This is a genomic window from Micromonospora sp. TSRI0369 (assembly GCF_001905625.1).
In the GTDB taxonomy this organism is placed as follows: Bacteria; Actinomycetota; Actinomycetes; order Mycobacteriales; family Micromonosporaceae; genus Micromonospora; species Micromonospora echinospora_A.
Genome location: NZ_LIVU01000008.1, coordinates 123319 through 137114 on the forward strand (window position 1 = coordinate 123319; position 13796 = coordinate 137114).

The 13796-nt window shown below is 74.4% G+C and carries 10 protein-coding genes; 2 read left to right on the plus strand and 8 right to left on the minus strand.

The annotated features are described in order from the left end of the window. Genes hutH through AMK25_RS24910 form a run of 6 tightly spaced genes read right to left on the minus strand, consistent with a single transcriptional unit; the run spans position 1 to position 7802 of the window. Positions 1-1539 carry a histidine ammonia-lyase gene (gene hutH, locus AMK25_RS24885; protein ID WP_073830805.1) on the minus strand — a complete coding sequence of 513 codons (1539 nt, stop codon included), beginning with the start codon at positions 1537-1539 and terminating at the stop codon, positions 1-3. Beyond that, the gene (gene hutI, locus AMK25_RS24890; protein WP_073830806.1) at positions 1536-2705 is read right to left on the minus strand and encodes an imidazolonepropionase; all 1170 of its coding nucleotides are present in this window, start codon (positions 2703-2705) and stop codon (positions 1536-1538) included. The genes hutH and hutI overlap by 4 nt, the downstream gene beginning before the upstream one ends. Next, positions 2702-4066 (minus strand): formimidoylglutamate deiminase, encoded by a 1365-nt coding sequence (locus AMK25_RS24895; RefSeq protein WP_073830898.1) that lies wholly within the window; start codon positions 4064-4066, stop codon positions 2702-2704. Before AMK25_RS24895 ends, hutI begins: the two co-directional genes overlap by 4 nt. Further along, a complete protein-coding gene (locus AMK25_RS24900) occupies positions 4063-5283 on the minus strand; it encodes an allantoate amidohydrolase (protein ID WP_073830807.1) in 1221 nt (406 codons plus the stop codon). Before AMK25_RS24900 ends, AMK25_RS24895 begins: the two co-directional genes overlap by 4 nt. A gap of 11 nt (positions 5284-5294) precedes the next feature. Beyond that, positions 5295-6941: a urocanate hydratase gene (gene hutU, locus AMK25_RS24905; protein ID WP_073830808.1), complete on the minus strand. Its 1647-nt coding sequence runs from the start codon at positions 6939-6941 to the stop codon at positions 5295-5297. A gap of 12 nt (positions 6942-6953) precedes the next feature. Then, positions 6954-7802, minus strand: coding sequence for a MurR/RpiR family transcriptional regulator (locus AMK25_RS24910; protein ID WP_073830809.1), 849 nt, complete (start codon positions 7800-7802; stop codon positions 6954-6956). A 114-nt stretch (positions 7803-7916) separates the two neighbouring features. Between AMK25_RS24910 and AMK25_RS24915 the strand changes: the two genes are divergently transcribed. Beyond that, a complete protein-coding gene (locus tag AMK25_RS24915; RefSeq protein ID WP_073830810.1) occupies positions 7917-9110 on the plus strand; it encodes a hypothetical protein in 1194 nt (397 codons plus the stop codon). A 13-nt stretch (positions 9111-9123) separates the two neighbouring features. Here AMK25_RS24915 and AMK25_RS24920 read toward each other — a convergent pair whose 3' ends face one another. Next, positions 9124-10728 carry a hypothetical protein gene (locus tag AMK25_RS24920; protein ID WP_143194788.1) on the minus strand — a complete coding sequence of 535 codons (1605 nt, stop codon included), beginning with the start codon at positions 10726-10728 and terminating at the stop codon, positions 9124-9126. A 153-nt stretch (positions 10729-10881) separates the two neighbouring features. Here AMK25_RS24920 and AMK25_RS32060 point away from each other — a divergent pair, with 153 nt between their 5' ends. Then, positions 10882-12504, plus strand: a complete 1623-nt coding sequence (locus tag AMK25_RS32060; RefSeq protein WP_143194789.1) for an O-antigen ligase family protein — start codon at positions 10882-10884, stop codon at positions 12502-12504. Here the strand turns inward: AMK25_RS32060 and AMK25_RS24930 are convergent. Then, a complete protein-coding gene (locus AMK25_RS24930; RefSeq protein WP_073830813.1) occupies positions 12501-13793 on the minus strand; it encodes an acyltransferase family protein in 1293 nt (430 codons plus the stop codon). The two genes, AMK25_RS32060 and AMK25_RS24930, sit on opposite strands and share 4 nt — an antisense overlap. Positions 13794-13796 lie beyond the last annotated feature (3 nt).

Here is a 13796-nt window from a genome sequence, read left to right on the forward strand (position 1 = left end):
TCAGCCGAGCGGGCCGATCTCCCGTTCGATCGCCGCGCGCAGCTCGGGGCCGCGCACCACGTCCCGCGCCGCCTCCATGAGCGGCGCGAGGAACACGTCCGGGCCCGGCTCGCCGATCGTCTCGCCGAGCGTGGCGAGCGCCGCCCGCCCGGCCGGTGACGGGGTCAGCGGCGCGCGCAGCTGGAGCCCGCGTACGGCCGACAGCAGCTCCACCGCGAGCAGGCTGGTCAGGTTGTCCAGCACCGTGCGCAACTTCTTGGTTGCCGCCCAGCCCATCGAGACGTGGTCCTCCTGCATGCCGCTGGTGGGCAGCGAGTCGATCGAGGCGGGCGCGGCGAGCCGGCGGTTCTCCGCCACGATGCCGGCGGCGGTGTACTGGGCGATCATCAGCCCGGAGTTCACCCCGGCGTCGGGGGACAGGAAGGCGGGCAGGTCCCGGGAGCGGGTGACGTCCAGCAGCCGGTCCACCCGGCGCTCGGCGATCGCGCCCACCTCGGCGGCGGCGATGGCCAGGTAGTCGGCGGCGAAGCCGAGCGGTGCGCCGTGGAAGTTGCCGGTCGACTCGACCCGCCCGTCCGGCAGCACCACCGGGTTGTCCACCACGGAGAGCAGTTCCCGGCCCGCCACCACCTCGACGAAGTCGAGCGTGTCCCGGGCCGCGCCGGCCACCTGCGGGGCGCAGCGCATCGAGTACGCGTCCTGCACCGCGTGCGCGAGGTCGTCGCGGTGCGAGTCCATCACCGCCGAGCCCTGCAGCAGCCGGTGGATGTTCGCCGCCGAGGCGGCCTGGCCGGGATGCGGGCGGATCGCGTGCAGCTCGGGCAGGAACGGCCGCTCCGAGCCGAGCATCGCCTCGATTGCGAGCGCGGCGGTCACGTCCGCCATGGCGAACAGGTGCCGGGCGTCCCGCACGGCCAGCAGCAGCATGCCGAGCATGCCGTCGGTGCCGTTGATCAGCGCCAACCCTTCCTTGGCGGCGAGCGACACCGGCTTGAGCCCGGCCCGGCGCAGCGCGTCGGCGGCCGGGAGTCGGTCCCCGGCCGGGCCGAGCACCCAGCCCTCACCGAGCAGCACCAGCGCGCAGTGGGCCAGCGGCGCCAGGTCGCCGGACGCGCCGAGCGAGCCGTGTTCCGGCACCCACGGGGTGACGTCGTGGTTGAGCAGGTCCACGAGCGCCTCGGCGACCAGCGGGCGTACCCCGGAGCGGCCGAGCGCCAGCGAGCGGACCCGCAGCAGCATCATGGCGCGTACCACCTCGCGCGGCATCGGCGCGCCCACCCCGGCGGCGTGCGAGCGGATCAGCGCGTGCTGAAGCTCGGCCCGGCGCTCCGGGGCCACGAACGTGTTGGCGAGCGCGCCGAATCCGGTGGACACGCCGTACACCGGCCGCCCGGCGGCCTCGATGCGGTCCACGATGGACCGCGAGGTGGCCATCGCCTCTGTGGCGGCCGGGTCGAGCACGACCTTGGCGGTGCCGCGGGCCACCGCGAGCACGTCGGCGGGGGTGACCCCGGTGGACAGGACGGTCACTGTGGTCATCGCGGCACTCCGTTGTGCAGAACCTGGCGGATCAGTGGCACCCCCGGCCGGTAGGCCAGGTGCAGGTGGGACGGGGCGTCGAGGATGATCAGGTTGGCCCGCGCCCCGGGCGTCAGCCGCCCCACGTCGGTGCGGCGCAGCGCCGCCGCCCCGCCGGCGGTCGCGGCCCACACCGCCTCCGCCGGGGTCATCCGCATCTCGCGTACGGCCAGCGCGACGCAGAACGGCATCGACGACGTGTACGACGAACCGGGGTTGCAGTCGGTGGCCAGCGCCACCGTCACGCCCGCGTCGAGCAGCCGCCGGGCGTCCGGGTACGGCGACCGGGTGGAGAACTCGGCGCCCGGTAGCAGCGTGGCGACCGTCTCCGAGCCGGCCAGCGCGTCGACGTCGGCGTCGGTCAGGTGGGTGCAGTGGTCGACGCTGGCCGCGCCCAGCTCCACGCCGAGCCGCACGCCCGGCCCGGGGCCGAGCTGGTTGGCGTGCAGCCGGACGCCCAGACCGGCGGCCTGCCCGCAGGCGAGGATCGCCCGCGCGTGGTCGGCGTCGAACGCGCCCCGCTCGCAGAACACGTCGATCCAGCGGGCGTACGGCGCGGCGGCGGCCAGCATCGGGCCGCAGACCATGCCGACGTAGTCGTCCGGGCGGTCGGCGTACTCGGCGGGGACCACGTGCGCGCCGAGGAACGTGGTGTCCGCTGTGAACTCGGCGGCGATCCGCAGCGAGCGGGCCTCGTCGGCGACGGTGAGGCCGTACCCGCTCTTGATCTCGACGGTGGTGGTGCCCTGCCGCAGCATCTCCGCGCGCAGCCGGCCCACTGTGGCGCGCAGGTCGTCGTCGGACGCCGCGCGGGTGGCGCCGACTGTGGTCCGGATGCCGCCGCCGGTGTAGGGCTCGCCGGCCATCCGGGCGGCGAACTCGGCGGCCCGGTCTCCGGCGAAGACCAGGTGCGCGTGGCTGTCCACGAAGCCGGGCAGCACGGCCGCGCCAGCGGCGTCGATCCGCCGGTCGGCGGCGGGCGCGTAGCGGGCCGACCCGATCCAGGCCACCTGGCCGTCCTCGACCAGCAGCGCGGCGTCGCGCCGGATGCCCAGCGGGTCGCCGGGCCGGCCCTCGTTGGTGACCAGCTCGCCGATGTGGTCGACGAGCAGGCTGCCGCGCGTCACGAGTCCTCCTTCGCGGTCACCGCCGTGATCGAGTCCCGCAGCTCGGTGGGCACGTCCACGGTCAGGTGCCGGCCACCGTCCACCACGGGCCGGCCGTCCACCACGACGCTCGTCACGTCGGCGGCGGTGGCGGCGAAGAACGCGCCGACCGGCGGCACCCCGGCGGTCCGGGCGCTGTCCAGCCGTACCGTGACCAGGTCGGCGCGCTGCCCGACGGCGAGCCGGCCGGCGTCGCCCCAGCCCAGCGCGGCGTGCCCGCCGACGGTGGCGGCGGTGAGCAGCTCGACCGGCGTGAAGTGCCCCCGCCTGCGGGTACGCAGCCGCTCGTCCATCTCCAGCGCGCGGGCCTCCTCGAACAGGTCCACCACGGCGTGGCTGTCGCTGCCGAGGCTGAGCGGGCTGCCCGCGTCGGCCATCCGCCGCACCGGGCCGACCCCGTCGGCCAGGTCGCGCTCGGTGGTGGGGCAGACGCACACCCGGGTACGGCTGTCGCCGAGCAGCGCCACGTCGGCGGCGGTCGGGTGGGTGGCGTGCACCGCCGTGGTGTGCGGGCCGAGCACGCCGTGGTCGGCCAGCAGCCGCGTCGGGCTGCAGCCGTGCACCGCCCGGCAGGCGTCGTTCTCGGCGGGCTGCTCGGACAGGTGCACGTGCAGCGGCAGCCCGTTGCGGTCGGCCCAGCCGGCCACGGTGGCGAGCTGCTCGGCGGGGACCGCGCGCACCGAGTGGATGGCCGCGCCGAGCCGGACGTGCTCGTCGGCCGGGCGGAACTCGTCCACCCGCGCCGCCCAGCGCAGCGCGTCGCCGTCACCGAAGCGGCGTTGCGGCCCGGTCAGCGGCGCGCCGTCCACGCCCCCGGCCAGGTACGCGGTGTCCAGCAGCGTGAGCCGGACACCGGCGTGCGCGGCGGCCTCCACGAGCGCGGCGGACATCGCGTTCGGGTCGTCGTACGGGGTGCCGCCGGGACCGTGGTGCAGGTAGTGGAACTCGCCCACGCAGGTGATCCCGGACAGCGCCATCTCCGCGTACACGGCGCGGGCCAGCGCCAGGTAGGTGTCCGGGTCGAGCCGGGTCGCTATCGCGTACATCAGGCTGCGCCAGGACCAGAAGTCGCCGCGCCCGTCGTGGGTGCGCCCGCGCAGCGCCCGGTGGAACGCGTGCGAGTGGGCATTGGCCAGGCCGGGCACCGTCAGCCCGGGCAGGCGTACCGCGTCGCCGAGCACCTCCACCCCGGCGGTCGGCGGACCGTCGACGGTCAGCGGGGTGACAGCGGTGAGCCGCCCGTCGGTCGCCTCGATCAGCACGTCCCGGGTGGGCTCGGCGCGGTCGGGCAGCCAGGCGTACTCGGCCAGCCAGCGGGTCAGCGGCATGCCAGCTCCTCCAGGACCCGGGCCAGGGCGGTCACCCCGGCGGCGCAGTCGGCGTCGGTGGCCGCCTCGGCGGGGGAGTGCGACACACCGGTCGGGTTGCGCACGAACAGCATCGCGGTGGGCAGGTGCGCCGCCAGCACCCCCGCGTCGTGCCCGGCGCCGGTGGGCAGCACCGGCGCGCCGAGCAGCGTGACCAGCCGGTCGGCCAGCCCGCCGTCGAACGCGACGAGCGGGGTCGCCGACTCCTGGGTGCAGGTGAGCGCGGTCCCGTCCCGGCCGGCCCGGTCGGTGGCCTTGGCGCGTACCGCCTCGACCAGACCGTACAGCGTCTCCGCCTCGGCCGCCCGCGCGTCCAGCCAGCCGGTGACCCGGGACGGGATCGCGTTCGTGGCGTTCGGCTCGACCGACACCCGGCCCACAGTGGCGTGCGCGTCGCGCAGCCGGGCCTCCTTGTTCGCCGCCAGCACGGTGAACGCGTAGGTGAGCATCGGGTCGCGGCGGTCGGCCATCCGTGTCGTACCCGCGTGGTTGCCCTCGCCGGTGAAGTCGAACCGCCACCGGCCGTGCGGCCAGATCGCTGACGCGACAGCGACCGGCGCGTCCTGGTCGACAAGCGCGCGGCCCTGCTCGACGTGCAGCTCCACGAAGGCCGCGAAGCGGCCGAGCAGCGCCGGGCCGGCGCCCGCCGGCTGCTCGCCCAGCGCCTCGGCGAAGGTCGTCCCGGCCTGGTCGCGCAGCCCGGCCGCGCGGTCGACGTCGATCTCGCCGGTGAGCAGCCTCGACCCCAGGCAGGGTACGCCGAACCGCGCGCCCTCCTCCTCCACGAACGCGGCCACCACCACCGGCCGGTCCGGGGTGACGCCCGCGGCCCGCAGCTCGTCCACGGCGAGGAACGCGCTGACGATGCCGAGCGGACCGTCGTACGCGCCGCCGTGCGGCACCGAGTCGAAGTGGCTGCCGGTCAGCACCGCGCCCCCGGCCTGCGGGTCGCCCCACCAGGCGAACAGGTTGCCGTTGCCGTCCTCGGAGACCGGCATGCCCCGCCGGTCGGCCTGCTCCCGGAACCAGCCCCGCAGCGTCAGCTCCGGCTCGGTGAGCGCGTAGCGCAGATAGCCGCCGCTGCCGGCGTCCCGCCCGACCGGGGCGATCTCGTCCCACAGCTCCCGGAACCGGTGAGGAAGGGACCCTTCACATGCAGAATGCGTTAACAAGGGGCCCTTCCTTACTCGGCCATCGGGACGCGGACGCCGGTGCGCTCGGCCACCGCGCGGGCGTCGTCGTAGCCGGCGTCGACGTGCCGGATGACGCCCATCGCCGGGTCGTTGGTGAGCACCCGCTCGATCTTCTGGCCGGCCAGCTCAGTGCCGTCGGCCACGCAGACCTGGCCGGCGTGGATGGACCGGCCGATGCCGACCCCGCCGCCGTGGTGGATGGACACCCAGGACGCCCCGCTGGCGGTGTTGACGAGCGCGTTCAGCAGCGGCCAGTCGGCGATCGCGTCGGAACCGTCGGCCATCGCCTCGGTCTCCCGGTAGGGGCTCGCCACGCTGCCGCAGTCCAGGTGGTCCCGGCCGATCACCACCGGCGCGCTCAGCTCGCCCGAGGCGACCATCTCGTTGAACCGCACCCCGGCGCGGTCCCGCTCGCCGTAGCCGAGCCAGCAGATCCGCGCCGGCAGGCCCTGGAACGCGACCCGCTCACCGGCCATCCGGATCCACCGGGCGAGGGACTCGTTCTCCGGGAACAGGTCGAGGATGGCCCGGTCGGTGGCGGCGATGTCCTTCGGGTCGCCGGAGAGCGCGGCCCACCGGAACGGGCCCTTGCCCTCGCAGAACAACGGCCTGATGTACGCGGGTACGAAACCGGGGAAGTCGAACGCCCGCTCGTAGCCGCCGAGCTTGGCCTCGCCCCGGATCGAGTTGCCGTAGTCGAAGACCTCCGCGCCCGCGTCGAGGAAACCGACCATGGCCTCCACGTGCTTGGCCATGGACGCCCGCGCCCGGTCGGTGAACTCGGCCGGCTTGGCCGCCGCGTAGTCCCGCGCGTCGCCCGGGTCCACCCCTTCCGGCACGTACGACAGCGGGTCGTGCGCGCTGGTCTGGTCGGTCACGACGTCGATCGCGACGCCCCGGCGCAGCAGCTCCGGGAAGACTGTGGCGGCGTTGCCGACCACGCCGACGCTGAGCGCCCGCCGGTCCCGCTTCGCCGCGAGGGCCCGCTCGATCGCGTCGTCGAGCGAGTCGGCCACCTCGTCGAGGTAGCGGTCGTGCACCCGCCGGTCCAGCCGCGACCGGTCCACGTCCACGACCAGGCACGCGCCGCCGTTCATGGTGACCGCGAGCGGCTGCGCCCCGCCCATCCCACCGCACCCGGCGGTGAGCGTCAGCGTGCCTGCCAACGTGCCGCCGAAGCGCTTGGCGGCCACCGCGGCGAACGTCTCGTACGTGCCCTGGAGGATGCCCTGGGTGCCGATGTAGATCCACGAACCCGCGGTCATCTGCCCGTACATGGTCAGGCCCAGCGACTCCAGGCGGCGGAACTCCGGCCAGGTGGCCCAGTCGCCGACCAGGTTGGAGTTGGCCAGCAGCACGCGCGGCGCCCACTCGTGGGTGCGCATCACGCCGACCGGCCGACCGGACTGCACGAGCATCGTCTCGTCGTCGCGCAGCTCGGTGAGCGTCCGCACCAGCGCGTGGTACGACGGCCAGTCCCGGGCCGCCTTGCCGGTGCCGCCGTAGACCACCAGGTCGTCGGGGCGCTCGGCCACCTCCGGGTCGAGATTGTTCATCAGCATCCGCAGGGCGGCCTCCTGCGGCCACCCCTTCGCGGTGCGGGTGACGCCGCGGGCGGCGCGGACGGGCTGGTGCATCTCGTACTCCTCTCAGCCGAGGAACAACTGGCGGCGGGCGGCGGACGACTCGAACGCCTCGAGCCGGTCCTGGGTCTCGGCCGGTGCGGCGTCGCAGATCGCCTGGAGCACCACCATGGCCAGGGTCATCGGTGCGGTGTGCAGGTCGAAGACCAGGTCGGCGCCGACGGCGGCGGGCAGCACCACCTGGGCGTGCTCGGTGGCCGGGCTCACCGGCGAGTCGGTGATCGCCACGACCGTCAGGCCGGCGTCCCGCGCCTCGCGCAGCGCGTCCAGGGTCTCCCGGGGGTAGCGGGGCAGCACGAACGCGAGCAGCGCTGTCGCACCGGCAGCCACCGCCTGGTCCAGGCGGTCCACGAGCATGCTGCCGCCGTCGTCGAGCACCCGCACGTCGGGGTGCACCTTCGCGGCGAAGTAGGCGAAGTAGGCGGCCAGCGGCGCGGCGGCCCGCAGCCCGAGCACCGGCAGCGGGCGGCTGGCGGCGAGCAGCTTCCCCACCTCGGCGACCCGGCCGGCGTCGGCGAGCTGCTCGGCGAGCCGGTCGAGGTTGTCCCGCTCGGCGTGGACCGCCCGTTGCAGCGCGTTGCCGGCGCCGTCCTGGTCGGCGGCGCCGCGCGCGCCCAGCTCCCGCAGGCGGCGGCGCAGCGCGGGGTAGCCGTCGTGGCCGAGCGCCATGGCGAACCGGGTCACCGAGGGCTGGCTGACGCCGGCAAGCTCGGCCACCTCGGCGGCGGACAGGTATGCCGCCGCGTCCGCGTGCCGCACCAGGCAGTGCGCGATGCGGCGCTGCGTCGGGGTGAGCCGTACGCCGTGGAAGAGGTCGAGCAGGCGGTCAGGGGAGGCCGCACCGCTTTCATTCACGAGCTGACTCTATGCATGAAAACTTTCAGAGCGCAAGCGTCGCGCGACCGCAGGGAGGTCCGATGAGCGTGCTCTCTGTACTATCCGCACGGCGGGTGAGCAGAGGAGTGGGGCATGCAGCCGGAGGGGCCGTACAGGTTCACCGAGACGTTGGGCGAGTGCCAGGTCGGCCGGGCATGGGCGGCTCTCGACGGGCAGGACCGCCCGGTCACCGTCGCCGTCCTCGAGGGTGCCGCCGCCGGTGACCAGCGCTGGCGGGAGGCCTTCGCCAACGCGGCGAACGTGCTGGCACAGACCCCGGGCGGCCACCGGTACGCCAACGCCGACTTCGCCGCCGCCGAGCCCTGGATCGCGTACCCGTCCGAAGAGGAGGGCGCGGCCGAGCGGCTGTTCCGCAGCCTCGGCATGGACTACCAGCGCATCCCGACGGCCGAGATGCTCCCGCCGCCCCCGGCCGCCGCCCCCGTCTCCGCGCCGCCCCAGTTGCCGTGGGTTCCGCAGCCCTGGGCGATGGCGGCTCAGCCGATCTCCGGCGCGCCGATGTCCCCGGCCGCCGTCTCCGCGACGTCCGGGGTTCCCGCGACGTCGGCCGTCTCCGCGCCACCCGCTGTCGCCTCGGCGCCGGTGGCCACCGATCCGCTGGATCCGTCCGGCGGACGCCGGATCGCCCCGGTGCAGCCGAAGCCGAAGCGGCGCGACTGGATCTCGATCGTCGGCGCCCTGGTGCTCACCCTGGTCGCCGGCACCGCCGGGTTCTTCCTGGGCGCGGGGCGCGAGAAGGAGGCCGCGACGCCCACGCCGTCGGCCAGCCCTTCGCTGCCGCCCTACGAGGCTACGCAGCTCGCCATCAACAAGGCCAAGTTCGAGGGTGAGCTGGCCCCGCTGGTCGAGCCCTGGCTGACCCGGATCGGCGGCTGCACCGTCTACGACCAGCCGGGCGCCCCGAAGCTGCCGGCGGACGAGAAGGGGCACGTCTTCTGCCACTACGGCGGCGCGTGGCTGCACTTCACGCTCTACCCGGGACAGAAGCAGAAGGACACCGCGCGGGCGTACCGCCAGCAGCTCAACCTCGCCGGCGGCTCGCTGGCGCCGGGGCTGCGCGAGGCGAGTACCACGAAGGGCGGGGTGACCGGCAAGCCCGGCAACTACGTCGAGTACGCCTTCGAGGGCGAGGACGGCCGGGCGATCTGTGGCGTCTGGTGGGACCCCGACGACATGCAGGGGGCCTTCTACATCGAGACGCTCTGCAAGGACGGTGTGGACGGCAACTGGGACGCCCTGCGCGACCTGTGGCAGCGCGGCAGCTGACCGCCGCGCCGCGTCATGCCGTGCTGATCCGCGCGACCGGTTCGACCCCGCCGGTGACCTGCTCGACGCGGTAGGCGGCGAGCGCCTGCCGCCAGGCGTCGACCTCGTCGCCGACGACGTGCGAGCGGATCAGCCAGACGCGCGCCCCGTCGCCGCGCTCGGCCGCCAGTTCGACCGCGTGCCGGAGACTGGCCCCGACGGCAGTGGTGTCGTGGCCGGGCACCACCACGACGTCGGACCGGTCGGGCATGTCGACCCACCAGCCCACCGTGTTGCCGTGCGGCACGACCAGTTTCAGCCGCTCGTGGCGGGAGTAGAACGCGAACCCGTACCAGGCCGCGTTGTTCATGACCACGACGTCGTTCGGGAGGCGGTGCCGGGCCACGTACTCGGTCGCCGAACGCACGTCCGTGACGGCGATCGCCGTGTAGTAGAGCCCCGGCTCGTTCCCGTCGAACCGGTACCAGTGGTTGTTGCCGGCCGCGTACCCCCCGAGCAGGACCGCGCAGACGGCCGCGGCCAGGACGGCGGGCCGCACGCGGGGGAGCCGGCGGCAGGCCAGGTCGGCCGCGCGGCTCGCCAGCCCGGCGACCCCGATGCCGGCCACCGCCGCGGCGGTGACCAGCAGGAAGTGCGAGGTACGCAGCTCCAGCAGCGGATAGACCTTCGCGACGCCGACAATCGTCGCGACCACCGGCAGGAGTATCACGGCGACCGCGGCGGCGGGCCGGCCGCGCCTGCGGAGCGTCGACGTGCCGGCCACGAGCAGGGCGACCACCACCAGCCCGGGCGCGCCGACCACCGGCATCAGCGTGTCGATCTGCCGCGCCAGGTAGCCGGGCAGCTCGGTCACGCCGGGGAAGTTGTCGGCCCAGAACTGCTGCATGGGCACGTTGCGGCCCTGCATCGAGATGCCGAAGTAGACGCCGGTGAGGACCAGACCGGCGTTGAGCCCGGCCACTGTCACCTCGACCAGGCGTAGCCACTGCCGCCGGACCGCCGTGACCAGCAGCAATCCGCCGAACGCGCACGGCGCCACGATCGCTGTGACGTGGCTGACCAGCATGCCGGCTGCGACGGCGGCGGTGAGCACGTTGAGCCGCCGGCGCGACCACCGCTGTTCGACCCAGGCGACCAGGGCGAGCACGCCCACGGCCACGGCGGCGTCTGCGGTGTACTGCTTGAGATCGTGGCGCACCTGCTGGGCGGGGAGCAGCAGGACCGCCGCCGCGCAGGCCGCGCCGGCCACCACGCCCCGGCCGGGCGTCGACCACCGCAGCGCCCGGCCGAGACCGTACGCCGCCACGACCGCGAGCCCCTGGAACGCCAGGGTGACCAGCCGCAGGTCGTCCGGGTCGGGTACCAGCCGCAGCAGGAGGCTCCAGCCGAGCGGACTGGACGACGTGGTGACCGGCAGATCGCCCAGCGGGAAGCGGACGGACAGGGCGACCCACGCCTCGTCGAGCCAGTACGGCGCGGCGAGCATGGTCTTGACGTCGTGCAGGATCGGCAGGAGGCACAGCAGAGCGAGGACGGCGGTGCTGTCCCACAGGATCGGGCGGGGCCCCGGCGGGCGGTCCACCGCCCCGCCGGTTCTGTCCACATCGGCTGGTTCCACCCGTGCGACCACGCAGATCCCTATCCCCGCCTGCCGACCGGCCGTCACCCTAACCCACCACTCAGGTGCGTCGACAGGCCCGGACCTGCGGGCCCGCGTCCCCGGCCCCAGGGCTGGTGCCGATCGGCCACGGCTGATCCGTACGATCGTGCGGTGCGCGTGTTGGCTGACCAGATCAGGGGCGTGGAGCGCAGGGTGCTTCACCTCGGCCTCGGCCTTGTCGTTCTGGCGGCCGGGTTCCTGCTCACGGGCAGGTGGCAGCTCGCGCTCGGGGTCGGCGTCGGCGCCCTGCTCGGCTGGGTGCTGACGGAACCGGTCCGGATCACCTGGACGGTCTTCGTCATCGCGTTCGCCGTCCCGGTGACCATCGACGTCGGTTATCCGACGAATCCCTCGTACGCGCTGCTGCTGCTCCTGTTCCTCCTCGCCGCGTGGGGGCGGGTGCTGCGCGCCGAACGCGACGGGTGGCCGCCGAAGGCGCTCGCGGCGGCGCTGCTGCTTCCGGCGTGCGCGGTGCTCGCGGGGCTCGTCCACTGGCACGGGGTGAAGCCGATCGCCGTCGGCGTCGCGCCTCTGCTGTGCTTCGGCGTGCTGGCCTGGCACCTCGCGGAGGAGGCGCGGCACGACCGGCGTACCGTCCTGCGGATCGCGGAGGCCCTCACCTGGTTCAGCGTCGCCGTGGCCGTGTTCGCCAAGTATCAGACCGCTTCCCGGAGCTGGCCGATCTTCGACCAGTTCGCGTACGACTGGACCTACACCTCGGCGTTCGACGCGACCCGGGCGGTGGGCCTGTCCGGGCACCCCATCATCTACGGCACGTTCGCCATGGCGATGGTGCTCGTCGCGCTGACCCTCCGGGGCCGGTTCTGGTACGTGCCGGTCGCCGCCAACCTCGTCGGCCTGGTGCTCTCGGGCACCCGCAGCGCCTGGGTGGGCACGGTTCTCGCCCTCGGGCTCTGGCTGTTCCTCCAGTGGCGGAAGGTCAGCTGGCGCGGCCTGGGCAGCGCTGCCGCCATCGCCGCGATCACCTGGGCGCTCGTGGCGTTCAGCCCGCCCGCCCTGCTGCCCGACACCACCGCCTCGACGCCGACCGGGCAGGGCACGGCCACCGCCGCCGTCCCGCCCCCGAGTCCGGCCGCCCCGGTGGCGAGTTCGGCGGCGCCGGCTCCCGAGTCGCCCGCGTCCACGCCGAGCCCGGCCGCTCCGGCGCCTCCGACGGCGAGTTCCGTGGCGCCGGAGCCCAGCGCGCCGGCCCCGGCGGCGCCGACCGGGAGCGCCGTGGACTCCGTCGACGTGGCGGGATCACGGATCTCCGACCCGGCCAGCGCCGACGCCCGCTTCACGCGCATGAGCGTGGTCTGGGACGGCATCACCCGCGACTGGTCCACAGTGGTGTTCGGCAACGGGCCGGAAGCCAACGTGCGGTTCCTGGAGAACGTCGGCATCGGCGACGGTCAGGCCCAGGTCTTCGACAACACCTACCTGACGTTCTGGTACAACTTCGGCCTGATCGGACTGGCCTGCCTGCTGGCGCTCCTGGTGCTGCTCTACCGGCGCCTCCGGTCGCTGCCGGCCCGCCTCCTGCTGGTCGGGTTCGCGGCCCAGATCTTCTTCTTCGACGTGTGGCTGTGGCTGGGCGCCGTGGCCGTGCTGCTCCTGGCGGTCGCGCTGGGCGCCGCCGACAACCCGTCCCTGTCGGCGCGGGCGCTGCCGCTGCCCCGTCGCCGGCGACCGGGCACGGAAGCCGCCGTCCCGGCCGCCGCGGGCCCGCGCTAACCGGCGGCGGGCGCGGCAGCCGGATCCGGCTCGACGTCCGCCGTGCGCCCGGGCCCCGGACGCGAGGCGGGACCGTCGTGGCCCGGCGGATCGTCGGACGGCTCGCGCAGCGCGGGCGGCGTCCAGTCCTTTCCCCGCAGCGCCGGCTTCTCGACCAGGTGCCAGGAGAGCATCGCCAACCCGAGGCTGAGCAGCGCGCTGAACAGGAAGAAACCGGCCACGCCGAGGGCCGGCAGGCCGATCTTGGCGAGCACCTGCTGCACCACGAACGAGTAGATGTAGACCCCGTACGAGTAGTCGTTGTCGCGGCCGACGCGGTGCAGCATCCGCGGCAGCCGCACGGCCAGCCAGAGGACGGCGTACGCGTAGGCGAGCAGCGCCGGGGCGAAGAACGCCCCCGCGACGGCGTTCGGCCCCGGGCCGACGAAGTCGCCACGCGCGGCGAGCCAGCCGACCGTCCCGAGCGCGAGCACGCCGAGCAGGTCGTTCATCGGCAGCCGGTCGCGGTACAGCTCGGCGGCCCCGCCGGCCAGGAACATGAACCCGTACCAGAGCAGGTAGGTCTTCTCCAGCGTGCCGAGCATCGGCAGCGGACCGATGGCCCCGCTCGTCCAGACCGCCGCCCCGGGCTGGAGATGGTTCCAGCAGAGGACGCCGAACACCGCGACCACGGCGAGCAGCGTGAGCCAGCGGAGCTGCCGGCGCAGGACGGTGAGCGCGGCCAGGACGGCCACCGCCAGATAGCAGTAGATCTCGTAGGCGAGGGTCCACAACGACCCGTTGATGGTGTTCCCGCCCTGCCAGTGCCAGTACGGCGTGTCACCGCGCAGCAGGTCGGCGATGCCGAACTGCCGCAGCCCGCCCCACCAGTTCTGCCGCAGGTAGTCGAGCACGCCGCCCGGGCTGCGCCACAGCCCGTCGACAGTGCCGTGGCGGTCCAGGTACAGCAGCGGCGCGACGACCAGGCCGGTGAACAGCAGGCAGACCCACAGCCCGGGCCAGATCCGCAGCGCCCGGTGCCACAGGAAGCGGGGCACCGAGTTGCGCCGCGCCGAGCCGACGACGAGGAACCCGGAGATCGTGAAGAAGCCAGCCACCGCCAGCGCGCCCAGGTCGACCCGGTGCAGCAGCGGACGCCCGAACCCGAGCGCGGCGGTGTGGGACAGCACCACGGCCAGCGCGAAAGCGAGTCGCAGGGCGCCGAATCCGTTGGCGCGCCCGTGGTACGCCGTAGCCATCGGCTGCGACACGAGCGCACGCCGGACGGCGGTCTTCAGGAGGGGAAGCACGCG